This window comes from Leifsonia sp. 466MF (assembly GCF_900100265.1).
Taxonomy (GTDB): domain Bacteria; phylum Actinomycetota; class Actinomycetes; order Actinomycetales; family Microbacteriaceae; genus Leifsonia.
The window spans coordinates 2,665,726-2,686,802 of record NZ_LT629696.1 but is presented as its reverse complement, the minus strand read 5'-3'; the positions used below and the strand labels follow the sequence as shown (position 1 = coordinate 2,686,802).

The 21,077-nt window shown below is 69.3% G+C and carries 22 protein-coding genes; 13 read left to right on the top strand and 9 right to left on the bottom strand.

From position 1 onward, the window contains the following. Positions 1-46: 46 nt before the first annotated feature. The gene (locus tag BLR91_RS12865) at positions 47-667 is read right to left on the bottom strand and encodes an Rv3235 family protein (protein WP_231918907.1); all 621 of its coding nucleotides are present in this window, start codon (positions 665-667) and stop codon (positions 47-49) included. Positions 668-825: 158 nt separating this feature from the next. Here BLR91_RS12865 and BLR91_RS12860 point away from each other — a divergent pair, with 158 nt between their 5' ends. Further along, positions 826-2,319 (top strand): sensor histidine kinase, encoded by a 1,494-nt coding sequence (locus tag BLR91_RS12860; RefSeq protein WP_018190102.1) that lies wholly within the window; start codon positions 826-828, stop codon positions 2,317-2,319. A gap of 140 nt (positions 2,320-2,459) precedes the next feature. Here BLR91_RS12860 and BLR91_RS12855 read toward each other — a convergent pair whose 3' ends face one another. Beyond that, complete coding sequence (locus BLR91_RS12855; protein ID WP_018190103.1) at positions 2,460-2,708, bottom strand: WhiB family transcriptional regulator; 249 nt, start codon at positions 2,706-2,708, stop codon at positions 2,460-2,462. Between the two features lie 225 nt (positions 2,709-2,933). On the opposite strand from BLR91_RS12855, the gene BLR91_RS12850 reads away from it, so the two are divergent. From BLR91_RS12850 to BLR91_RS12820, 7 genes are all read left to right on the top strand, one after another. Continuing rightward, a complete protein-coding gene (locus BLR91_RS12850; protein ID WP_089874865.1) occupies positions 2,934-3,374 on the top strand; it encodes a hypothetical protein in 441 nt (146 codons plus the stop codon). Positions 3,375-3,409: 35 nt separating this feature from the next. Next, positions 3,410-4,165: a DUF1684 domain-containing protein gene (locus tag BLR91_RS12845; RefSeq protein ID WP_089874867.1), complete on the top strand. Its 756-nt coding sequence runs from the start codon at positions 3,410-3,412 to the stop codon at positions 4,163-4,165. 74 nt (positions 4,166-4,239) lie between these two features. Then, a complete protein-coding gene (locus BLR91_RS12840; RefSeq protein WP_231918906.1) occupies positions 4,240-5,736 on the top strand; it encodes an ABC transporter substrate-binding protein in 1,497 nt (498 codons plus the stop codon). Between the two features lie 86 nt (positions 5,737-5,822). Continuing rightward, on the top strand, positions 5,823-6,785 hold the full coding sequence (locus tag BLR91_RS12835; RefSeq protein WP_089874871.1) for an ABC transporter permease: 963 nt from the start codon (positions 5,823-5,825) through the stop codon (positions 6,783-6,785). Beyond that, positions 6,782-7,657: an ABC transporter permease gene (locus BLR91_RS12830; protein ID WP_018190108.1), complete on the top strand. Its 876-nt coding sequence runs from the start codon at positions 6,782-6,784 to the stop codon at positions 7,655-7,657. Before BLR91_RS12835 ends, BLR91_RS12830 begins: the two co-directional genes overlap by 4 nt. After that, a complete protein-coding gene (locus BLR91_RS12825) occupies positions 7,654-8,469 on the top strand; it encodes an ATP-binding cassette domain-containing protein (RefSeq protein ID WP_089874873.1) in 816 nt (271 codons plus the stop codon). Before BLR91_RS12830 ends, BLR91_RS12825 begins: the two co-directional genes overlap by 4 nt. Beyond that, on the top strand, positions 8,466-9,230 hold the full coding sequence (locus BLR91_RS12820; RefSeq protein WP_089874875.1) for an ABC transporter ATP-binding protein: 765 nt from the start codon (positions 8,466-8,468) through the stop codon (positions 9,228-9,230). The genes BLR91_RS12825 and BLR91_RS12820 overlap by 4 nt, the downstream gene beginning before the upstream one ends. Here BLR91_RS12820 and bcp read toward each other — a convergent pair. The 5 genes from bcp to BLR91_RS12795 are packed head-to-tail and all read right to left on the bottom strand — an operon-like array spanning position 9,227 to position 13,904. Beyond that, positions 9,227-9,703, bottom strand: coding sequence for a thioredoxin-dependent thiol peroxidase (gene bcp, locus BLR91_RS12815; protein WP_089874877.1), 477 nt, complete (start codon positions 9,701-9,703; stop codon positions 9,227-9,229). The two genes, BLR91_RS12820 and bcp, sit on opposite strands and share 4 nt — an antisense overlap. A 4-nt stretch (positions 9,704-9,707) precedes the next feature. Next, complete coding sequence (locus BLR91_RS12810) at positions 9,708-11,219, bottom strand: DUF2142 domain-containing protein (protein ID WP_089874879.1); 1,512 nt, start codon at positions 11,217-11,219, stop codon at positions 9,708-9,710. Next, entirely contained in the window at positions 11,216-12,259 is a 1,044-nt protein-coding gene (locus BLR91_RS12805) for a Gfo/Idh/MocA family protein (RefSeq protein ID WP_089874881.1), read from the bottom strand. Before BLR91_RS12805 ends, BLR91_RS12810 begins: the two co-directional genes overlap by 4 nt. Beyond that, the gene (locus BLR91_RS12800; protein WP_089874883.1) at positions 12,259-13,353 is read right to left on the bottom strand and encodes a DegT/DnrJ/EryC1/StrS family aminotransferase; all 1,095 of its coding nucleotides are present in this window, start codon (positions 13,351-13,353) and stop codon (positions 12,259-12,261) included. Before BLR91_RS12800 ends, BLR91_RS12805 begins: the two co-directional genes overlap by 1 nt. Next, positions 13,350-13,904: an acyltransferase gene (locus tag BLR91_RS12795; protein ID WP_231918905.1), complete on the bottom strand. Its 555-nt coding sequence runs from the start codon at positions 13,902-13,904 to the stop codon at positions 13,350-13,352. The genes BLR91_RS12800 and BLR91_RS12795 overlap by 4 nt, the downstream gene beginning before the upstream one ends. 300 nt (positions 13,905-14,204) lie before the next feature. Between BLR91_RS12795 and BLR91_RS12790 the strand changes: the two genes are divergently transcribed. From BLR91_RS12790 to BLR91_RS12780, 3 genes are read left to right on the top strand one after another with little or no spacing between them, the layout of a single operon-like run. Next, positions 14,205-15,272: a UDP-N-acetylglucosamine 2-epimerase gene (locus BLR91_RS12790; protein ID WP_089874886.1), complete on the top strand. Its 1,068-nt coding sequence runs from the start codon at positions 14,205-14,207 to the stop codon at positions 15,270-15,272. Continuing rightward, positions 15,262-16,572 carry a hypothetical protein gene (locus BLR91_RS12785; RefSeq protein ID WP_231918904.1) on the top strand — a complete coding sequence of 437 codons (1,311 nt, stop codon included), beginning with the start codon at positions 15,262-15,264 and terminating at the stop codon, positions 16,570-16,572. The genes BLR91_RS12790 and BLR91_RS12785 overlap by 11 nt, the downstream gene beginning before the upstream one ends. Further along, complete coding sequence (locus BLR91_RS12780; protein WP_089874890.1) at positions 16,569-17,630, top strand: glycosyltransferase family 2 protein; 1,062 nt, start codon at positions 16,569-16,571, stop codon at positions 17,628-17,630. The genes BLR91_RS12785 and BLR91_RS12780 overlap by 4 nt, the downstream gene beginning before the upstream one ends. A gap of 9 nt (positions 17,631-17,639) precedes the next feature. Here BLR91_RS12780 and rsgA read toward each other — a convergent pair whose 3' ends face one another. Then, positions 17,640-18,704 carry a ribosome small subunit-dependent GTPase A gene (rsgA, locus tag BLR91_RS12775; protein ID WP_018190119.1) on the bottom strand — a complete coding sequence of 355 codons (1,065 nt, stop codon included), beginning with the start codon at positions 18,702-18,704 and terminating at the stop codon, positions 17,640-17,642. Then, on the bottom strand, positions 18,701-20,068 hold the full coding sequence (gene aroA, locus BLR91_RS12770) for a 3-phosphoshikimate 1-carboxyvinyltransferase (RefSeq protein ID WP_089874891.1): 1,368 nt from the start codon (positions 20,066-20,068) through the stop codon (positions 18,701-18,703). Before aroA ends, rsgA begins: the two co-directional genes overlap by 4 nt. Before the next feature lie 154 nt (positions 20,069-20,222). On the opposite strand from aroA, the gene BLR91_RS12765 reads away from it, so the two are divergent. Together BLR91_RS12765 and BLR91_RS12760 are read left to right on the top strand one after the other, a co-directional pair. Next, a complete protein-coding gene (locus BLR91_RS12765; RefSeq protein ID WP_172823274.1) occupies positions 20,223-20,834 on the top strand; it encodes a sigma-70 family RNA polymerase sigma factor in 612 nt (203 codons plus the stop codon). Then, entirely contained in the window at positions 20,831-21,076 is a 246-nt protein-coding gene (locus BLR91_RS12760; protein WP_018190122.1) for a zf-HC2 domain-containing protein, read from the top strand. Before BLR91_RS12765 ends, BLR91_RS12760 begins: the two co-directional genes overlap by 4 nt. The last annotated feature ends 1 nt before the right edge of the window (position 21,077 follow it).

The window sequence follows — 21,077 nt, the reverse complement described above, 5'->3', positions numbered from 1 at the left end:
CCACGACGATGGCGGCCCTGCGGGGCCGCCATCGTCGTCTTCCTGGCTAGAGGACGTTGATGGCCGTGGCGCGCCAGCGGGCGCGGTGTCGCTCCAGGCGGATCGCCACGGCGCGGGAACGAGCGGGCTGGTGGACCATGACGACCGCTTCGACGACGCCATCGACCGGGAACGCCAGGACAGGATCGCCGATGGTCATGCGCGGTCGCAACGGATTCTCGGCCGCCGTGGTCCGCGCCTGGACGGTGAGCATGGTGCGTCGCAGCAGATGGACGTAGACGGAGTCGCTCACCCAGCGGCCGATCTGATCGAGCGGACGCGCGCCCGCGAGGATCTCCACGACCGATCTCGCGAGGTTGGAGCACAGCGTCGCCGGACTCGGCTCGTCGCCCGTGGGGAACTCGACGATGGTCCCTTCGCCCGTGCGCGTCTGCCCGAATCCGGTGACCGCAATTGGCGTGCGGCGGTCAGAGCGGCCCGGCGTCAGCCACCCGGCAGGATGTTCGTGCGGCAACGCGACAGCGGCCTCGGGCATCCCCGGATGGGGAGCCGGATAGGCGACGGAGCGGTCTCCGGGTCGGATGCCGGAACGGCCGGGATCCGCGGCCCGCTCACCGGGAATTCCGGCGGTGGACGGGGTCGCGGGTGCGAGGGCGAGGTGGTGCATTTTTTCTCCCGAGGGGGTGTGTCGGTGGTCGGTGCTGAAATAGACCCGTGATATGTACGATGCCTCACTCAAACAGGTCGGCGCGCGGCGGACCAGGGCATAAACGCGTTGTGGATAACTCTCGTCATGTCTGTCGGAGCGCCGTTTAGGATGGGGTGATGTCCACCCTCAGCGATCTCGTCCACGCTCACGGCCGCTCCTCGGAAGAGGACGTCGAGTGGCTGCACGGCCTCGTCGGCGACTGGCAGCTGCTCGCCGACCTCGCCTTCGCGGACATCGTGCTGTGGGTGCCGACCGCCGATGACGACTTCGTCGCGGTGGCGCACGCCCGTCCGTCCTCGGCGGCCACGCTCTTCTACCGCGACTTCGTTGGTCAGCGCATCAAGCCGGAGTGGCGCCAGCAGGTGACCGACGCCTATCGGTCGAAGCAGATCATCGACACGTCAGCGCCGGATTGGTACGAGGAGACCCCGACCCGGGTGCGCGCGGTTCCCGTGATCCGTCGCCTGACCGTCCACTCCCCGGACACCGCGCCGGAACCCGTGGCGGTGATCACGCGCCACACCAACCTGAGCGAGGCGCGTACGCCGAGCCGGCAGGAGCTGACGTTCAACGAGTGCGCCAACGATCTCTTCAACATGATCGCGACCGGAGACTTCCCGGACCTCGGCGCCCCGGCCGCGCCTCGCCGAGGGGCGCCTCGCGCGGCTGACGGTCTCATCCGGCTCGACGTCGACGGGGTCACCACATTCGCCAGCCCCAACGCGCTGAGCGCCTTCAACCGGATGGGCTTCACCGGCGAGCTCGAGGGGGAGTCCCTCGCCACGGTGACGACCGGTCTGCTCGCCGGCACGATCACCGTCGACGAGTCGCTGCCGCTGGTGGTGACCGGCCGCGCCCCCTGGCGCACCGACATCGAGGCCCGCGGCGTCACGGTGTCGCTCCGCGCCATCCCCATCCGGAACCGCGGTGAGCGCGTCGGGGCCATCGTGCTCTGCCGCGACGTCTCGGAGCAGCGCCACCAGGAGCGCGAGCTGATCACGAAGGATGCGACCATCCGCGAGATCCATCACCGGGTGAAGAACAACCTCCAGACCGTGGCATCCCTCCTGCGCATCCAGGCGCGCCGCACCCACTCGGAGGAGGCGCGCGAGGCTCTCAGCCAGGCCATGCGCCGCGTCGCGGCCATCGCCGTCGTCCACGACACCCTGTCGACCGGGCTCGCGCAGATCGTCGACTTCGACGACGTCTTCGATCGCGTGCTGCTGCTGGTGGCCGAGGTCGCGGCGAGCCACACCACGACCGTGCACCCGAAGAAGTCGGGCACCTTCGGCCAGCTGCCGTCGGAGTACGCGACGCCGCTCGCACTGGCGCTCACGGAGCTCGTGACCAACGCGGTCGAGCACGGGCTGGCCGGGCGCGAAGGGGAGGTCGAGATCGTCGCCCACCGGTCCGAGGAGTCGCTGACCGTCAAGGTCGTCGACAACGGCTCGGGCCTCCCGGAGGGCAAGGTCGGGACCGGCCTGGGGACGCAGATCGTCCGCACGCTCATCCAGGGCGAGCTCGGCGGTGCGATCGACTGGCACACGATGATGGGGCAGGGCACCGAGGTGACCATCGAGGTCCCGTTGCGCTACCTCACCAAGATCTGACCGGCGACCAAGCCGCGTAGGAATCCGGGCATGAAAAATGCCGAGGGGCGCTCGATGCTAGGTGTGTGAGCGCCGCCTCGGCTGTGTCGGACGCGCGGGAGGGTATGGCCCGCGCCGACGAGTGGAAAGCGGGTGGAGCGTCAGGACGCGCGGCGTGCGCGCGCAGCGCGGCGCTTGAGGGCGCGGCGCTCGTCCTCGGAGAGCCCGCCCCAGACACCCGAGTCCTGACCGGTCTCGAGGGCGTACTGCAGGCAGATCTCGGTCACGGTGCAGCGTGCGCAGACCGCCTTGGCCTTGTCGATCTGGTCGACCGCAGGGCCGGTGTTGCCAACCGGGAAGAAAAGCTCGGGGTCCGCGGTGAGGCAGGCGGCTTTGTCGCGCCAATCCATGAAGATGTGCTCCTTGTTTACTGGGGTTCCTGACCTGAGAGGGCCATAGAATGCAGATAAGCAGTCGGGTTGCAGGGTGCTTAGATCCGTGGGGAATCAGACCTGCCCACGACCCTGTGAGCGTTAACTCGACCGTTGAATATGCTCCCATAGCGGTTATTGCGAATCAATAGTTTTGTATGGGATAACGCTGAGAACACGAGCCGGAAACGTCAGGATGCTATAGTGCCCGACCCCCAGAACGCCCCGGAGGCGGCCACGGAGCGCCGCCCGTCGCGTCCACCCCTCCTCACGGTGCTGACGGTCATCCTCGCCCTGGAGACGGTCCTCGTGGTCGGTGTCGCCTGCTGGCTGGTGTACGAGCTGCTCACGCAGAAGCCCGAGTCGTACCCGTCCGCGGTCGCGATCGCGGTCCTCGTCCTGCTCGCGGCGGCCTGGCTGATCGCGACGCTCGTCGGCATCCTGCGGCTGCGGAGCTGGGCACGCGCGTCCGCGCTGACCATCCAGATCCTCCAGCTCGCCGTCGCCATCGGATGCTTCCAGGGGTTCTATGCGCGGCCGGACGTCGGCTGGGCGCTCCTGGTGCCGGCGGTCGTCGCGGGCGTCCTCGCTGTCTCCCCGGCGGTGGTCCGGGCCACGGCCCGCAACATGGAGCAACACGAATAGCGTCCACCGGGAACAAGGCGGAGACTCGGATGGTTATGTCCGGCATCGTGACTGATATCTCCACACAGACCTCCGCTTCCTCCGCGACCATCGAGCGCGCCCGCGCAGGCTGGGACGCCTGGCGTGCGAACCGCCTGAGCAGCGTGACGGCGCCCACCGGCAACCTCGCTCTGATCGAGACGCGGTGGCTGCAGGAGGGCGACACCACGACTCCGGGGGAGGCCCTGGCCGGCCACCCGGCGACGGTCACCGCTACAGAGCTCACGCGCCGCAGCCTGGAGACCGGAGAGGTCGAGCGCGGCATCCGGCTCTGGGATGCGGCATCCCCAGCCATCCAAGACTTCGAGACCATCGAGGTCTTCCCCTTCGACCCCAGCTGGGTCATCGAGGCGACGTTCACGCCCGTCAGCGACGACCGCACCATTCCGTTCGAGCACATCCGTGACAACGGGCTGACCCGCGAGCTGGTGGTGCCTGGCGACATCACGTTCGAACGGGACGGCGTCGCGTACACGTTGAGCGCCTTCGACGACGACGGGACGCTGCTCCTGGTGTTCGGCGACCCGACCAACGGCGCCGAGGGGGAGGACGGGACCTACGCGTCCGGCCGCTTCCTCTTCGTCGAGCACGTCGATGACCACGTCGTCCTCGACTTCAACCGCGCCTTCGTGCCGCCGTGCGGGTTCTCGGACCAGTACAACTGTCCGCTGCCGCCGCGCAACAACCGCTTCCCCGTCGCGGTCACCGCGGGGGAGAAGCGCGTGGCCTTCCGCGGCGGCGCGCACCACTGAGCGGGCCGCGCGCCCGAAGCACCGAAGCACCGAAGCACCGAAGCATCCACCCCCCCACACACTGGAGAACCACCGTGAGAAAGACCCCCTTGTTCGCTGCGCTCGCGATCGGCCTGGCGTCGGCCTTGACGCTCGCGGGCTGCGCGGGCGGCTCGTCGTCCGCCGGCGGTGACGGCGCGACCATCGCGATCGGCTCGCTCTACGAGCCGGTCAACCTCGACAACACCGCCGGAGGCGGCCAGGGCGTCACCGAGGCGCTCAACGGCAACGTCTACGAGGGGCTGTTCAAGCTCACCGACGAGGGCAAGGTGGAGCCGCTGCTCGCGACGAAGTACACCACGAGCGCCGACGGCCTCACGTACACGTTCACCCTGCGTGACGGGGTGAAGTTCCACTCCGGCAAGCCGCTCACCAGCGCCGACGTGAAGCGCAGCATCGAGCGCGTCACGTCCGACGACTCGCAGTCGGCGCGCAAGTCGCAGCTCGAGGTCATCAAGAGCATCGACACCCCGGACGACAAGACGGTGACCATCACCCTGTCCTCGCGGTCCATCTCGCTGCCCTACAACCTCAGCTACGTGTGGATCTACGGCCCGGGCACCTCGAATTACAAGACCGCGGAGGACGGCACCGGCCCGTACACGCTGGGCACCTGGAAGCGCGGCAGCTCGCTCAGCCTCGAGCGCTGGAGCGGCTACTGGGGCGACAAGGCGAAGAACAAGGAGGTGGAGTTCGACTACTTCACCGACGCCTCGGCCCTGTCGAACGCGCTCCAGACCAAGCAGGTCGACATCGTGACGAGCATCCAGAGCCCCGACGCCCTCAGCACCTTCAAGGGAAACAAGGACTACACGATCTCCGACGGCAAGTCGACGACCAAGGAGCTCCTGGCGTTCAACGACAAGGTGGCCCCCTTCAACAACGTCGAGGTCCGGAAGGCGGTCTACTCGGCGATCGACACCAAGAAGCTGCTCAACTCGATCTGGGGCGACTACGGGACGTTGATCGGCTCGATGGTGCCGCCGAGCGACCCCTGGTACGAGGACCTCACGAAGGTCAACCCGTACGACGTGAACCTCGCCAAGAAGGAGCTGGCCGAGGCCGGTCTCGCGAACGGGTTCACCTTCACGCTCGACACGCCCACGTACGACCCGCACCCCGCGGTCGCCGAGTTCCTGAAGAGCGAGCTGGCGAAGGTCGGCATCACTGTGAACATCAACTCCATCTCGGCGGACGAGTGGTACACGAAGGTGTTCAAGAACCACGACTTCACCGCGACGCTGCAGGAGCACGTCAACGACCGCGATGTGGTCTGGTACGGAAACCCGGACTTCTACTGGGGCTACGACAACCCGCAGGTGACCGCCTGGGTGAACGAGGCCGAGCAGGCGAGCACGACGGCAGATCAGACCGCCAAGCTGAAGCTGGTCAACGAGCAGATCGCGAAGGATGCGGCCAGCGCCTGGCTGTACCTGTACCCGCAGATCGTCGTCGCTGACAGCGACGTGAGCGGCTACCCGGTCAACGGACTGAACTCGCAGTTCTTCGCGTACGACATCGTCAAGAAGTAGGCCGGTTCTCCACAAGGACCGCTCTTCCACAACCCTGATGCTCGGGGAGCCGACCGGCTCCCCGAGCATCTACGCTGAAAACCACCATGGCTCTCTACCTCCTGCGTCGCACCGCGTTCCTCGTGGTGTCGCTGCTGCTGGCCATGGTCGTGCTGTTCTTCCTGCTCCGTGTGCTGCCGGGCGACCCGTCGAACGCGCTGCTCTCCGTCGGAGCGACGAAGGAGCAGATCGCAGCCGCGCAGCACCAGGTCGGCAGCGATCAGCCGTTGCTGCAGCAGTTCTTCTCGTGGTTCGGCAGCCTGGTGTCGCTCGATCTCGGCGAGTCGTTCATCAGCTCGCTGCCCGTCGGCCCCGAGATCGCCGCGCGGCTGTCCGTGACCATCCCGCTGACGCTCCTCTCGTTCGTCCTGGCGCTCGTGCTCGCGCTGCCGATCGGCTTCGTCGCGGCGTGGAAGGCCGACCGCTGGTACGGCGTCCTGCTGTCCGCGTTCTCTCAGCTGGGCATCGCCGTGCCCGTGTTCTGGGTGGGCATCCTGCTGGTCGATGTCTTCGCGATCACCCTCGGGTGGTTCCCGTCCGGCGGATTCCCGCGTGACGACTGGTCCGATCCGGCCGAGGCCCTGACCTCTCTCGCCCTGCCGGTCGTGACGATCGCGATCGTGATGAGCGCCTCCATCTCCCGTTATGTTCGGAGCGCGACGCTGGATGTGATCGGCAGCGACTATCTGCGCAACGCCCGCGCACTGGGGTCGGGTTTCGCGGGAGCGATGTGGCGCCACGGTCTGCGCAATGGCGCTGTGCCCGTGATCTCCGTGCTGGGGATCGAGCTCGCCACGACGTTCCTCGGAGCGGTCGTCGTCGAGAGCGTCTTCACCCTGCCCGGGCTCGGCAGCATGCTGCTGAAGGCCATCGAGCAGCACGACTACCCGAACATCCAGGGCATCCTGTTCGTCTCGACGCTGCTCGTGCTGATCGTCGGCTTCCTCGCCGACATCGCACAGCGGCTCGTCGACCCGCGCCTCCGTCGCAGCATCTCGGGGAACACATGAGCGCGATCGTCGAGCAGGCGGCCGAGGCGGCCGCACCAGAAGCGCGGGGGCGGCGCCGCGCCCGCCGTTCGCTGACGCTCGGCATCGGGCTCGTCCTGGTCGGCCTGGTGGTGATCGTCGCCGTCGTGTCGTTCTTCTGGCTGCCGTACGCACAGTCCGACACCTCCGGCACGCGGCTCGAGCAGCCGAGCGCGGCGCACTGGCTGGGAACGGACCGGTTCGGGCGCGACCTGGTGACCCAGCTGATGATCGGGGCGCGCATCGCCTTGGCCGTCGGCCTCGGTTCCGTCGCGATCGGTGCGGTGGTGGGCGGAACCCTCGGCCTGCTCGCCGCGTTCGCGACCAAATGGCTGGACGACACGCTGTCGGCCGTGCTCGACATCCTGATCGCCTTCCCCACATTGCTCCTGGCGATGCTGATCGTGGCCGCCCAGGGGGCGTCGCTCGGCACGGCCATCGTCGCGATCGGGCTCGCCATGTCGGCGGTCGTCGCCCGGCTGACGCGTGTACTCGCCAAGCGGGTGCTGTCGCAGCAGTACGTCACGGCCGCGCGCACCTCCGGCACCTCGTGGCCGGGGATCATCGCACGGCACATCCTGCCGAACATCTGGCCGACGCTCAGCGTGAACCTCGCGCTGCAGTTCGGAGTGGCCGTGCTCGCCGAGGCGAGCCTCTCGTACTTGGGGCTCGGGGCGCCGCCTCCCAACGCCTCCTGGGGGCGCCTGCTGCAGGAGGCTCAGGGGACGGTGTCCACGGCTCCTGCCGGTGCGATCGCCCCTGGCGTTGCCCTGGTCGTGCTCGTGATCGGCGTCAACCTGGTGGCTGACGGTCTTCGGGATGTGGCCGACCCGACCCGCAGGAGGTCGCGATGACCACCCACAACAGTGCGGCGCGCGGCCTCCTCGAGGTCGACGGCCTGAGCATCGCGACACGGGACGGCGACGTGCTCGTACGCGACGTGTCGTTCCGTCTCGACGCGGGGGAGCGGCTCAGCCTGATCGGCGAGTCCGGCTCGGGCAAGTCGCTGACATCGTTCGCCCTCACCGGTCTACTGCCCGAAGGACTGCACGCGACCGGCAGCGTCCTGCTCGACGGCGTGCCGGTCATCGGCGCGCGGGAGCGCGAGCTCGTCGCGCTGCGCGGCCGGGCGGCGTCGACCGTCTTCCAGGAGCCGATGACCGCCCTCGACCCGCTGATGCGTCTCGGGCGCCAGGTGGCCGAGCCGCTCCGCCGGCACCTCGGGCTGCGCGGCGATGCCCTGCGTCGGGCGGTGCATGACGCGCTCGCCGAAGTGGGCCTCCCCGAACCGGGGCGCATCGCGCACGCCTACTCCTGGGAGATCTCCGGGGGTCAGCGGCAGCGCGTCGCGATCGCCGCGGCCCTCGCCTGCCGGTCGCAGCTGCTGATCGCCGACGAGCCGACGACGGCGCTCGATGTGACTGTCCAGGCAGACGTGCTGGCGCTGCTCGAACGCTTGGTTGCAGAACGCGGGATGGCGCTCCTGTTCGTCAGCCACGACCTCGCCGTCGTTTCCCGTATGGCGCAGCGGGCGCTCGTGCTGCGTCAGGGTCGCGTCGTCGAGGAGGGTGCGATCGACGGCCTGCTGTCCGACCCGCACGACCCGTACACCGCCGAACTCGTGCGCAGCGCCCGCGAGCTCGATTCCGCGCTGGAGCTGCCATGACGCCCATCCTCGAACTGCGCGACGCGGGCTTCCGGTACCGCCGGGCTGCGAACCCGGCGCTGGATGACGTCTCCTTCACCGTGGAGCCGGGACGGAGCCTCGGTCTGGTCGGAGAGTCCGGGGCGGGCAAGACGACGGCTCTCTCGCTTCTGCTGGGCCTCACGACGCCCACCGGCGGCAGCGTGCTCTTCGACGGCCGGCCGCTGAACCCTCGCGATCGCGCTCAGCTGCGCGACTTCCGCCGCAGCGTCCAGCCGGTCTTCCAGGACCCGTACTCCTCCCTCGACCCGCGCCAGAGCGTCGGCCGGATCGTCGGCGAACCCCTCGCCTCCCTCGGCCTCGCGGCCGGCGAGGAGGCGCGGGAACGTGTCGCGCAGGCGCTGCACTCCGTCGCCCTTCCTGCCGACGCGGCGCGTCGCTACCCGCACGAGTTCTCCGGCGGCCAGCGGCAGCGCATCGCCATCGCCCGGGCGATCGTGTCACGGCCGCGCGTGCTGCTGGCCGACGAGCCGGTGAGCGCGCTGGATGTGACGACGCGCATCCAGATCATCGACCTGCTCGGCGAACTGGCGGCGAACGAGGGGATGACCGTCGTCATGGTGTCGCACGATCTCAGCGTCGTCGCAGCCCTCTGCGCTCAGACCGTCGTGCTGCGCGGCGGGCGCGTCGTCGAGCAGGGCGCCACGAGCGAGGTGCTCAGGACGCCGCGCGACGACTACACCCGCCGCCTGCTGGCGTCGGTGCCCCGCTTGCCGGCTTAGGCGTCGATCCCCAGCTTCTTGCGCAGCGAGGCGACGTGTCCGGTCGCCTTGACGTTGTAGAGCGGCAGGCGGAGCGTGCCGTCCGGGTCGACGACGAACGTCGACCGGATGACACCCTCGACGGTCTTGCCGTAGAGCTTCTTCTCGCCGTAGGCGCCGTACGTGCGGTGCACGGCCAGGTCTTCGTCGGACAGCAGCGGGAAGTTGAGGCCCTCCTGCTCCTGGAACTCCTTATTTCTCGCCGGCACATCCTTCGAGATGCCGATCACCTGGTATCCGGCCGACTTGAGCGAGTTCAGGTTGTCGCGGAAGTCGCAGGCCTCCGTCGTGCACCCCGGGGTCATCGCCGCGGGGTAGAAGTACACGATCACGTTCTCGCCGGCGAAGTCGGAGAGCGAGACGGTGGTACCGTCCTGGTCGGTGAGTGTGAAGGCGGGGGCCGGAGTGCCGGCCTCGAGTCGAGCGTCAGTCATGGGTCTATTCTCCTGCCACGGTGGTCTCGAGCGCGCGGTACCGGAAGCCGCGCAGCGCGTTGCGGCGCGCGGTCGAGAGCCCGAGCACCACGGCCGCCGCGACCGAGACGGCGAAGGCGAAGGCACCGAGCACCCACCACTGCATCGGGTGCAGCGGGATGTCCCACCACCAGGCCACGTTGGTGTTCAGGTTCAGCGTCTTGACGTCCGTCCCGGTCGTGTAGCGGTGGATGTTGACGTAGAGCGCGATCGTGAAGCCCGCGATCAGTAGGCCTCCGATGACGACCAGCTGAGTGCGGCCGAGACCGAGGTCGAACCGATTGAGTCCGTACAGGCAGAGCCCTACGAGCAGAATGAGCAGGGGGTAGAGGTAGCGAGGCTGCACGCCGGTCCCGACCCAGATCTGGTCGTGCATCAGGATGTAGATCGGCACGAACACCAGGGCGAATGCCGCGATCCCCACTGCCCAGAGCTTTCGGCGGGTCATCCGCCCGATGCCCCAGAAGATGAGACCGCAGACCACCAGCGAGATCGTGCCCCAGACGGTCACCGGCATGAAGGTGTCCAGCCACCCCAGCGGCGCGTAGCCGAACGCCCCCACATAGAACCAGGGGAGGTCGAGCAGGTCCTTCCACAGCAGCCAGACGAAGTCGTAGGGGGAGAGCGCGGTCGTGGCCCGCGTGACGATCCCGCCCTGCGAAGCGCTGAAGTACAGCAGCACGCTGACGAGGGAGAGGGCGGCCGGCAGGATTGTGCGCAGCCAGAACGCCCGGGTGCGTTCCGCCTTCAGGACGACGACCAGGATCATCGCGAGGACACCGTAGGTGGCAGCATCCGCCCGGGCGCCTGCGCCCATCAGCACGCTGACCGTGGCGAGCACCCCCAGTCCGATCCGTCTGCCGAGCCCCCTCACCTCGAAGTAGCCCAGGAGGGCGAGCCAGAGCGTCGTCGCCGATGTGATCGCCCATCCACTGGGGTTCGTGCTGGCGATGAGGAAGAACCCCAGAGGGATCAGCGTGGCAAGAGCCGACCACACGAGGAGACCGCGCCGCCGTGCCGGGAGCAGGAGAAAAAGCGCGGTGAGCATCGCGACGTACAGGAACGCATTGAAGATGCGGATCGTCAGGACGGCCGTGGCCTCATGCGTCGAGGCGAAGACGCTCATGACGGCGTAGTAGATCGGCGGGTAGCCGTGATCGTTGAAGTTGCCGCGGTCGGTGGTGACCAGCTCATCGGACTTCGCCACGGGGCAGTCGCCCGGGATCTCGGAGTGATGCGCGTAGCAGAGCGACGCCAGAACGGTCCCGCGCGGAACCGAGCGCTCGTTCGCGTCCGCTCCCGGCTCGCAGAGCCCCGGGCGGTCGCCCTGGGCGCACCAGATGCTCGCCAGATGGTAGTCGTCGTCGGGCGCTGCACCGACGGGCGAAGCGAATGCCCAGCTGACGAGGCTCATCAGAAGTGCGACGGGGATGAGCGCTGCGACGACGATCCGCCACGGCCTCCACGCCGGCCTCATCGTGTCGTGCCGTTCCCGGCGAGGCGGCCGGCGAGAGCGCTGGGCAGAGTCTCCGGGTCGATCTCCACCTCCCGCTGCTCGTCGGCGGACCGCATCACGGCCTCGGCTACCGCGAGCGTGGTGAGACCCTCGTCCATCGTCACGATGCCGGGTCGGCCGTGGAGGATGGCATCGCGGAAGGCTTCGTGCTCGATGCGCAGCGGCTCGCGCTTCTTCAGCGCGAACCTGATGACGGATCCCTCGGCGACCCCACGGAAATTAGAGACGGCGTCCCATTCGGTCGCGTCGGTGCCGTTCTCGTAGTAGGTCAGATCGCCGCTGAGCGTGTCGGCGACGAACGCGCCGCGCTCGCCGGTGACGACCGTGATGCGCTCCTTCATCGGCGACAGCCAGTTCACCAGGTGGTTGGTGATGATCCCGTCGTCGAGGCGGCCGTTGAAGGCGACCATGTCCTCGTGCGGTCGGCCGCTCCGGCGGGAGGTGTTGGCGTGCACGGCCCGGAAGGGACTCTGCGCCAGCCAGGAGGTGAGGTCGATGTCGTGCGTCGCGAGGTCTTTGATGACGCCGACGTCGGCGATGCGGATCGGGAACGGTCCCTGTCGGCGCGTGGCGATCTGGTACACCGAGCCCAGCTCGCCGGCCTCGACGCGGCTCCGCAGGTTCTGCAGGGCCGGGTTGAACCGCTCGATGTGTCCGACCGCTCCGACGAGACCGTTCCGGCGGAAGGCGTCGGCCATCCGGCGTGCTTCATCCAGATCGGCGGCGATCGGCTTCTCGACGAGGGCGTGGACGCCGGCATCGGCGAGCTCGAGTGCCGTCGACTCGTGCAGCGTGGTCGGCACGGCGACGACGGCGGCGTCGACGCCCGCCTCGATGAGCTCGGCGACGGAACGGTAGACCGGGGCGTCGATGGAGGCGGCGCGCTCGGGGGCCGTCTCCACCACGCCGGCGAGCTCGACGCCGTCCAACTCGCGGACCACGCGCGCGTGGTGCGATCCCATCACCCCGAGGCCGACGACGCCGACCCGCAGCGCGGCCATCAGCTTCCCGCCTTCGCGAGCGTGTTCACAGCGGACACGATGCGGTCGACGTCACGCTCGCTGAGCGAGGGATGCACCGGGAGCGAGAGCGCCTCGCGAGCGGCCCGTTCGGTCTCCGGCAGGTCGAGCTCCAGCCCGAAGACCGGGAGCCGGTGCACAGGAGTGGGGTAGTAGACGCCGGTGCCGATCCCGTGCTCCTCGCGGAGCGCTCGAGCGAACCCGTCGCGGTCCTCTGCGACGCGGATCGTGTACTGGTGGTAGACGTGCTCTGCACCCTCGGCGACCGGGGGTGTGACCACGCCCGTCAGCTCGGCGTCGAAGCGGGCTGCGTTCCTGCGCCGCTGCTCCGTCCAGCCGGCCAGCTTTCGGAGCTGGGCACGGCCGATCGCGGCGTGCAGGTCGGTCATGCGGGCGTTGAACCCGGCGATCTCGTTCTCGTACGGCCGGGCCATGCCCTGGTTGCGGAGCAGGCGGACGCGCTCGTCGGTGGCAGCGGAGGCGGAGACGACCATCCCGCCCTCGCCCGAGGTCATGTTCTTGGTCGGGTAGAGGCTGAACATCGCCCAGTCGCCGAAGGTCCCGACCTGTCGCCCGTCGAGGGTCGCGGCGTGGGCCTGCGCGGCATCCTCGAACAGGGCCAGCGAGTGCTCGGCTGCGAGGGCGGACAGGCGGCCCATGTCCGCAGGGTGGCCGTAAAGGTGCACGGGCATGATCGCCGCGGTGTTCGGACCGATCGCTCGCGCCACGGAATCGGGGTCGAGGTTGAACGAGTTCGGCTCGATGTCAGCGAAGACCGGAACGGCGCCCGCGAGCACGACGGCGTTGGCAGTCGCGGCGAAGGTGAAGGAGGGGACGATGACCTCGTCGCCCGGGCCGATGCCCGCGGCGAGCAGGCCGAGGTGGAGACCGGACGTGCCGGAGTTCACCGCCGCCGTCGGGCGGCCCGCTACCAGAGCGTCGGAGAACTCGCGCTCGAAGGCGGCGACCTCGGGGCCCTGCGCCAGCATCCCGCTCTGCAGCACGGCGTCGACCGCCGCGCGCTCCTCGTCGCCGATGAGCGGCCGGGCGGCCGGGATGAACTCCAGATCGGTCACACGACCACCTCCAGCTTCTCGTCGTTCTCGCGGTAGCGTTCGCCGGTCGTCGGGCAGACCCATCCATCGGCGTCCTGGACCAGCGGGATGCCCGCGCGGCCCACCCAGCCGATCCTCCGTGCGGGGACGCCGGCGACCAGGGCGAAGTCTGGCACATCCCGCGTCACGACCGCCCCAGCGGCCACGGTCGCCCAGGAGCCGATCACCACGGGCGCGATGCAGACAGCGCGGGCGCCGATGGATGCTCCGGAGCGCACCACGACGCCGACCGGCTCCCAGTCGGCGGCCGACTTGAGCGTGCCGTCCGGGTTCACGGCGCGCGGGAACGTGTCGTTGGTGAGGACCACGGCGGGCCCGATGAAGACGCCGTCCTCGAGCACCGCGGGCTCGTAGACGAGCGCCTGGTTCTGGATCTTGCAGTTGCTGCCGACGCTCACGCCGGAACCGATGTACGCCCCTCGCCCGACGATGCAGTCCTCGCCGATCGTGGCGTTCTCTCGCACCTGTGCGAGGTCCCAGATCTTCGTTCCGTCACCGACCGCGGCGGACACGGCGACATCGGCATTCTCGGCAACAAACAACGAGTTTCTTCCTCCCCTGCGCCCGGGCTCCCTGGGGGAGTCTTCCGTCTCGGCGCGCGTCGTCCGGCCACGTCGGGCAGACCAAATAGAATGTATCATCGAGTGGCTTCCGGTTCGGCTGGAGGCTCGGGCTCTCCACAGCATCTGCGCGGTCGGACGGACGCAGGCGGATGGTGTGGGATCACCCAGGTGTCACAGCGCCGATCCCAACGGTGGAGCGGTCAGCTCGCGACATGAAGCTCTCCGACCCAGAAGGCGCAACACTCGACCATGATCGTGTTCATCTACGGAACGACGGCGGAGGCCATCAAACTGGCCCCGGTCATCCGCCGGCTCCGTGAGCGAGGTGTTGCGACCCAGCAGTGGGTGACGATGCAGCACACCGAGGCTCTGATGACCGCAATGGAGCAGCTGGGACTCGGTACTCCCGATCAGGTCATCGCCCACGGTGCCGCAGGCAAGCCGCTCCGGGGCACCGGCGACGTCGTCCGCTGGGGCATGACAGTGCTCGGCTGGCTGCGGAAGAACCGCAAGCGGGTCGCGGCGTCGCTGCCGAAGAACACGGTCATCGTCGTGCACGGCGACACCATGACGAGCGTCGTCGGCGCCTGGATCGCCAAGCGCATGGGCTTCGACTGCGCCCACATCGAGGCGGGTCTCCGCAGCGGCAACTGGCGGCACCCCTTCCCGGAGGAGCTGGACCGGCGCATCGTCGGGACCATGGCGACGGTGCACTACACGCCGTCGATCGAGGCGACCGAGAACCTGAAGAAGCGTTCAAACGTCGTGTACACGCACGGCAACACGGCCCTCGACGCTGTGCTCGACCACGGGATGCGCGCTGCCGGCACGGACGCGCCGTACGGCGTCGTGCTGCTGCACCGGTTCGAGTTCATCTCCAACAGCCAGCTCGTCGACGACACCCTCGAGGTGCTCGCGACCAGCGAGGTCCCGTTGCGGCTCATCGTCGACGCCTACAACAGGGAGACGCTGGAGAAGCTGCTCGCCAATCAGGGCGGCGACCGCATCACCGTCCTCCCCAAGCTGCGGCACGACGAGTTCGTCGCCCTGCTGGAGAACGCCGCGTTCGTGGTCACGGACTCCGGCGGAATCCAGGCCGAGTCGGCGCTGCTCGGCGTCCCGACGCTCATCCACCGCAAGACGACGGAGCAGGGTGAAGGCATCGGCCGCAACATCGTGCTGTCCGAATGGGACCTCGGCCGGCTGCGTTCGTTCCTGAGAGATTACGAATCTCTCCGGCACGAGCCCGACCGCCCGGAGCGGTCGCCGTCGGACATCATCGTCAACGACCTGATCAGCCGAGGGTATGCCGACTAGCGGGGGCGGCGAGCAGCCGCAGCGTCGGGCGCCGGGGATGATCAGCCGTCACGGTCGCGCGCTCGCCGAGATCGCCGGCGTCAGCATCGTGGGGATCGTGGCGACGACCGCGTTCCAGCTCATCACGATCCGTGGTCTCGGGCCCGCTTCGTACAGCCTCCTCGCTGCGGCCCTGGCACTCATCAACGTCGCGGCGATCGGCAGCTCGGCGCTCCGCAACTCCGTCGCGGTCACGACGGCCGAGGCGCTGCACGCGCCGCGCAGCATCCCCGGCGATCGCGTCCGCCGGGTGGACGGCGCCCTGGTCGAGGCGCTCGTGCTCGGAGGGATCGGCACGCTCGGCGTCTTCGCCCTGTCGTCGACCCTCGCTGCTCCCGGCGCCACCGGTGTCCTGACCGTCGTCCTCACGGCCGCTGCGATGATCCCGAACTTCCTGTTCGCGCTCGCTCAGGGGCGCCTGCAGGGGGCAGGCGACTCCCGCTCCGTGGTCTGGTGGTCGACGGGTGCCCAGGTCGCGCAGGCGGTGCTCGCCCTGATCGCCATGCTCGCCCACGCGGGCTCCGCGGCGATCCTGGCCATCCTCGTCCTGACCGCCCTCACCGGCGCGATCGGCGCAGGTGCCGTGGCCCGTCGCCGGTCCCTGGCGGTCGGCCGGTCGCCGTTCACGATGCAGAGTACCGTCGTGCTGCTGCTCACCGTCGGGTTCGCGTGGCTCACGAACGCCGACGTTGTGCTGGTCCGGGCCGGAACGCCGGAGGAGCTGGCCGGAGCGTACGCAGCGGCCGCCGTGCTGGTGAAGACGACCCTCATCATCCCGGCGACCTTCTCGCTGTACCTGCTGCCGCGGTTCGTCCGCAGCAAGGGCAATGCCGCGCTGACGAACCTCGGTGTGACCGTGATCCTCGGAGTGACGCTGCTGACCGGGGTGGCGATGTTCCTCCTGGTCGTGCTGTTCGGGCCGTGGATCGTCGGCCTGCTGTTCGGCTCGCACTACGCCGCGACGGCGCAGATCGTGGTCGGCTTCTCCCTCGCCTGGATCCCGTGGGCGCTGGCCCAGGGTGTGCTCGTGCGCATCACGGCCGCGGCGTCGAAGGCGGCGCTCGCCGTCTTCCTGCTCGCCGCCGTCGCCCAGTGGCTCGTCGCCTCCGCGACATTGCCCGACGTCGATGCCTGGCTGGTCGGCAACGGGCTCATCGGGTTGGTGACCTTCCTGGCGCTGTACGGCATCCACTGGGGACTCCTGCTCCGCAGCAGGCGCACCGGCAAGACGGCGGTCGTCGAGGAGCAGCCCGCGCCATGACCTCGCCTGCCCTCAGCATCGTCATCGCGTCATACAACTCGGCGCCCTGGCTCCCCACCACGATCGGATCGCTGACGACCGCCCTCGGCAACAGCTCGGTGGATGCAGAGATCGTGGTCGTCGATGACGGCTCCACCGACGACGCCGCCGCCGTGCTCGCGGGCATCGCGTCCTCGTCCCCTGTTCCGCTCCGCGTGATCTCCCAGCCCAACAAGGGGCGGTTCCTCGCGCGCTGGGAGGGCGTCCAGGCGGCGCGAGCCGACCGCATCCTGCTGTTCGACTCGCGGCTCCTGATGGCTCCGGACGCGTTCGCCTACCTCGAGAGCGTGGACGCGCTCCGCCCGGACGCCCGCGCGTGGGTCGGGCACGTGCCGACGGACCCTGCGGCACCGCTCGTCGGACGTTTCTGGGAGGTGCCCACCCACGTCTTCTGGGGCGGATACCTGGCGCATCCCGCGCCGACAGACATCACTCCGGAGAATTTCGACCGCGTGCCGAAGGGCACGGGGTGCCTGGTGATCGACCGTGCCGCCTTCGCCGACGCCTGCCGTGCGGCCTGGCCGGAGGAGAACGCCGATCTCGTGTCGGACGACACGCGGCTGCTGCGGTACGTCGCCGACCACGGCGCCCTCCGCATCGACCCGGGCTTCCGTGCGCTCTACCGTCCGCGCATCACGGTGCGCGGCTTCCTCCGTCACGGTTTCGTGCGGGGCACGCTGTTCGTCGACAGTTACGCAGGCACCAGCCTCCTCCGCAACCTGGTCCTCGTCGCACTGGTCGTCGCACCCGTCGTCGCGCTCATCCTGCTCGTGCTCGCGATCGCGTTCGGCCTCTGGTGGCTGGTGATCGTCGTGCTGGCCCTGGCCGTCTCCGGCATCCTCGCCCTGGTGCTCGTCTCGGCGGCGCGAGCGGCGGCGGGGCGCGCCGTGCTGTCGTTCCTGCTCTACGTCATCCCGTTCGGTGCGGTCTTCTGGGCCGGACTCGGGCGCGGCGTCTGGGTACACCGCGCGGCGTTCCGCGGATCGCGGACGGACGCTCAGTCCAGTTCGACGCCCTGAGTCGGCGGTTCAGCGCGCGAAGGTCTCCAGCAGGCGCTGCAACGAGTCGAGGCGCGCGCGCCCGGCCTCGCCGAGCTTCCCGGCCTCGACGGCCTCGATGATCGCGCAGTCCGGCGCATCGGGAAGGTGTGTGCACCCGCGCGGGCAGTCCTCGGCGAGCTTCGCGAGATCGGTGAAGGCCTTCAGGATGCTGTCGGTGTTCACATGCCCGAGCCCGAACGAGCGGACGCCCGGGGTGTCGATGACCCAGCCGTGGCGTCCCTCGTCGTCTTCGACGCGGAGGGACACGGTCGACGAGGACGTGTGCCGTCCGCGACCGGTGACCACGTTGACGTGACCGGTGGCGCGGTGCGCGCTCGGGACGATCGCGTTGACCAGGGTCGACTTGCCCACCCCGGAGTGCCCGACGACGACCGTGTCGTGCCCGATCAGCGCCGCCGTGATGTCGTGCAGCGGGATGTCGTCCTGGCGGCTGGTGAAGACGGGCAGGTCAAGGCCGGCGAAGTTCGACAGGAACGGCTCGGGGTCGGCCAGGTCGGTCTTCGTCACGCACAGCATCGGGTCGATGCCGGCGTCGTAGGCGGCGACCAGGTAGCGATCGACGAGGCGTGTGCGCGGCTCCGGGTTGGCTGCTGCCACGACGATGAGCATCTGGTCGGCGTTGGCGACGACGATGCGCTCCACCTCGTCCGTGTCGTCGGCGCTCCGCCGGAGCAGGGTCGTGCGCGGCTCCACCCGGACGATGCGGGCGAGCGTGCCCTCCTCGCCGGTGGTGTCTCCGACGACGGCCACGCGGTCGCCAGTGACGATGGGGTTCCGCCGCAGCTCGCTGGCGCGGGCCGCGGTGACCTGCCGCTCCTCAGGGGTGTCCTCGTCGAGCAGCACCGTGTACCGGCCGCGGTCGACGCCCAGCACGCGAGCGATCTGCGCGTCGGCGTGCTCCGGCCGGGTCTTCGTCCGCGGGCGGTTGCCCTTCGGGTTCGGGCGGCTGCGGATGCTGGACTCGTCGTAGAGGTCGAGCTCGTCGTCGTCCTCGTCGTCGTCCGCCCACCAGGAGCCGCTGTTGTCCGTCACGCGACGTCGGCGCCCTTCTGCAGCATCCGGCTCCACAGCTGGGTGAACTGCGGGAGCGTCTTGGCCGTCGTGGCCACGTTCTCGATCTCGACGCCGGGGACGACGAGCCCGACGATCGCGCCGGCCGTCGCCATGCGGTGGTCCTCGTAGCTGCGCCAGACGCCGCCGTGGAGCGGGCGCGGGTCGATGCGCAGGCCGTCCTCCAGCTCCGTGACGGCGCCGCCGAGGCCGTTGATCTCGGCGGCGAGGGCCGCGAGGCGGTCCGTCTCGTGGTGGCGGATGTGGCCGATGCCGGTGATCTCGCTCGGGCCGTCGGCGAGGGCGGCGATCGCCACGAGGGCGGGCGCGAGCTCGCCGCCCGTCGTGAGGTCGAGCGTGATGCCCGTCGGGCGGTCGGGCCCGGTGACGGTGAGGCGGTCGCCCTGGCGCGTGACCGTCGCCCCGAAGAGCGGCAGCAGGTCGGCGAGGTCCGCACCGACCTGGGTGGTGGACGCGGGCCACCCGGTGATGGTCACCGTCCCACCCGTCACGACGGCCGCGGCGAGGAAGGGGGCGGCGTTGGAGAGATCCGGCTCGATGTCGACGTCGCGGGCGGCGATCGTGCCAGGCGAGACGATCCAGCGGCCGACCTCCGGCGACTCGACGGTCACACCGCGGGCGGCGAGGGCCGCGATCGTCATCTCGATATGGGGGAGGCTGGGGAGCCGCTCGCCGGCGTGCGTCAGATCGAGACCGTCGTCGAAGCGGCTGGCCGACAGCAGGAGCGCGCTGACGAACTGGCTGGAGCTGGACGCATCCACCTCGACCGCGCCGCCCGCGACCCGGCCGGTGCCGTGAACGGTGAACGGGAGGGAGCCGCGGCCGTCATCGTTCACGTCGACGCCGAGCGCGCGCAGGGCGGCGATGATCGCGCCCATCGGACGGCCGCGGGCCGAGTCGTCGGCGTCGAACATGGTCGGACCGAGCGCCAGCCCCGCGATCGGCGGGACGAACCGCATCACGGTGCCGGCCTGACCGCATTCGATCGTCGTGCTGCCGAGCAGCTCCTCCGCGGGCGTGACCAGCAGGTCAGCGCCGAACTCGCCGTCGCCCGGCTTCTCCTCGACCGTCACGCCCAGGGCGCGGAGGGCCTCCACCATGTTGGCGCTGTCGCGCGAGTGCAGAGGCGCCCGCAGCAGCGACGGTCCGTCGGCGAGGGCGGCGAGCACCAGCTCCCGCGCGGTCAGCGACTTCGAGCCGGGCAGGGACACGGTCGCGGCGACCGGACCGCCGGCCACCGGGGCGGGCCACAGCGTGTTCGGCTCCTCGACGCGGTTGTCGCCGTACGGGTCGAAGTCGGGGGCGGAATATTTCGAGATCAGCATTGTTGTCCAGATTATCCGTGTTCCCGGTATCAGGAAGGATCCGCCCGTGGCCGCCACCGCCGTGCTCGACGCCCCCAGCGACACATCGCACGACCTCGTCGACCCCGAAGGCCTTCTCAGCGCGTCGCTGGCGTCGCAACTAGACTGGCCGGTGATGAGCACCGAGACCGAGGATCTGGGCCACCTCTTCGAGGATCAGGCCCTGCCTTTCATGGACCAGCTGTACGCGGCTGCCCTGCGCATGACACGCAACCCGTCCGACGCGCAGGACCTCGTGCAGGAGACGTTCGTGAAGGCCTATGCGGCGTTCGGCCAGTTCCAGCAGGGCACGAACCTGAAGGCGTGGCTGTACCGCATCCTCACCAACACGTTCATCAACACGTACCGCAAGAAGCAGCGTGAGCCCTACCAGGGGACGATCGATGAGCTCGAAGACTGGCAGCTCGGCGGCGCGGAGTCCATGTCCTCGTCGTCCAGCCGCTCGGCTGAGGCCGAGGCGATCGACCACCTGCCGGACAGCGCCGTCAAGGACGCGCTGCAGGCCATCCCGGAGGACTTCCGGCTGGCCGTGTACCTCGCCGATGTCGAGGGATTCTCCTACCAGGAGATCGCCGACATCATGAAGACCCCGATCGGCACCGTCATGAGCCGCCTCCACCGCGGCCGTCGGATGCTCCGGGAGCTTCTGACCGACTACGCGCACGAGCGCGGTCTCTCCGCCGTCCAGGGGGACCGGGCCGTGCAGACCCCCAGGAGCAAGAGATGACCGACTGCGGTTGTGAGAAGGCCAAGGCCGAACTCGAAGAGTACCTGCGCAACGAACTGTGCAGCGAGGATGCTGCCGACGTGCGCGAGCACCTGGCGAACTGCACCGGGTGCTCCGACGAGGCGCACCTGAATGTGGTGCTCACCGAGGTGGTTCAGCGGGCGTGCAAGGAGACGGCGCCCGAGACGCTGCGCACCGAGGTGCTGCTGCGCATCCGCTCGTTCCAGGCGAGCGTGCACTGAG

Excerpts from the sequence above, each read along its gene's own strand:
- BLR91_RS12865 (WP_231918907.1), bottom strand. The coding sequence starts at position 667 with ATGCACCACCTCGCCCTCGCACCCGCGACCCCGTCCACCGCCGGAATT.
- BLR91_RS12860 (WP_018190102.1), top strand. The coding sequence starts at position 826 with ATGTCCACCCTCAGCGATCTCGTCCACGCTCACGGCCGCTCCTCGGAA.
- BLR91_RS12855 (WP_018190103.1), bottom strand. The coding sequence starts at position 2,708 with ATGGATTGGCGCGACAAAGCCGCCTGCCTCACCGCGGACCCCGAGCTT.
- BLR91_RS12845 (WP_089874867.1), top strand. The coding sequence starts at position 3,410 with ATGTCCGGCATCGTGACTGATATCTCCACACAGACCTCCGCTTCCTCC.
- BLR91_RS12835 (WP_089874871.1), top strand. The coding sequence starts at position 5,823 with ATGGCTCTCTACCTCCTGCGTCGCACCGCGTTCCTCGTGGTGTCGCTG.
- BLR91_RS12830 (WP_018190108.1), top strand. The coding sequence starts at position 6,782 with ATGAGCGCGATCGTCGAGCAGGCGGCCGAGGCGGCCGCACCAGAAGCG.
- BLR91_RS12825 (WP_089874873.1), top strand. The coding sequence starts at position 7,654 with ATGACCACCCACAACAGTGCGGCGCGCGGCCTCCTCGAGGTCGACGGC.
- BLR91_RS12820 (WP_089874875.1), top strand. The coding sequence starts at position 8,466 with ATGACGCCCATCCTCGAACTGCGCGACGCGGGCTTCCGGTACCGCCGG.
- bcp (WP_089874877.1), bottom strand. The coding sequence starts at position 9,703 with ATGACTGACGCTCGACTCGAGGCCGGCACTCCGGCCCCCGCCTTCACA.
- BLR91_RS12810 (WP_089874879.1), bottom strand. The coding sequence starts at position 11,219 with ATGAGGCCGGCGTGGAGGCCGTGGCGGATCGTCGTCGCAGCGCTCATC.
- BLR91_RS12805 (WP_089874881.1), bottom strand. The coding sequence starts at position 12,259 with ATGGCCGCGCTGCGGGTCGGCGTCGTCGGCCTCGGGGTGATGGGATCG.
- BLR91_RS12790 (WP_089874886.1), top strand. The coding sequence starts at position 14,205 with ATGATCGTGTTCATCTACGGAACGACGGCGGAGGCCATCAAACTGGCC.
- BLR91_RS12785 (WP_231918904.1), top strand. The coding sequence starts at position 15,262 with ATGCCGACTAGCGGGGGCGGCGAGCAGCCGCAGCGTCGGGCGCCGGGG.
- BLR91_RS12780 (WP_089874890.1), top strand. The coding sequence starts at position 16,569 with ATGACCTCGCCTGCCCTCAGCATCGTCATCGCGTCATACAACTCGGCG.
- aroA (WP_089874891.1), bottom strand. The coding sequence starts at position 20,068 with ATGCTGATCTCGAAATATTCCGCCCCCGACTTCGACCCGTACGGCGAC.
- BLR91_RS12765 (WP_172823274.1), top strand. The coding sequence starts at position 20,223 with ATGAGCACCGAGACCGAGGATCTGGGCCACCTCTTCGAGGATCAGGCC.
- BLR91_RS12760 (WP_018190122.1), top strand. The coding sequence starts at position 20,831 with ATGACCGACTGCGGTTGTGAGAAGGCCAAGGCCGAACTCGAAGAGTAC.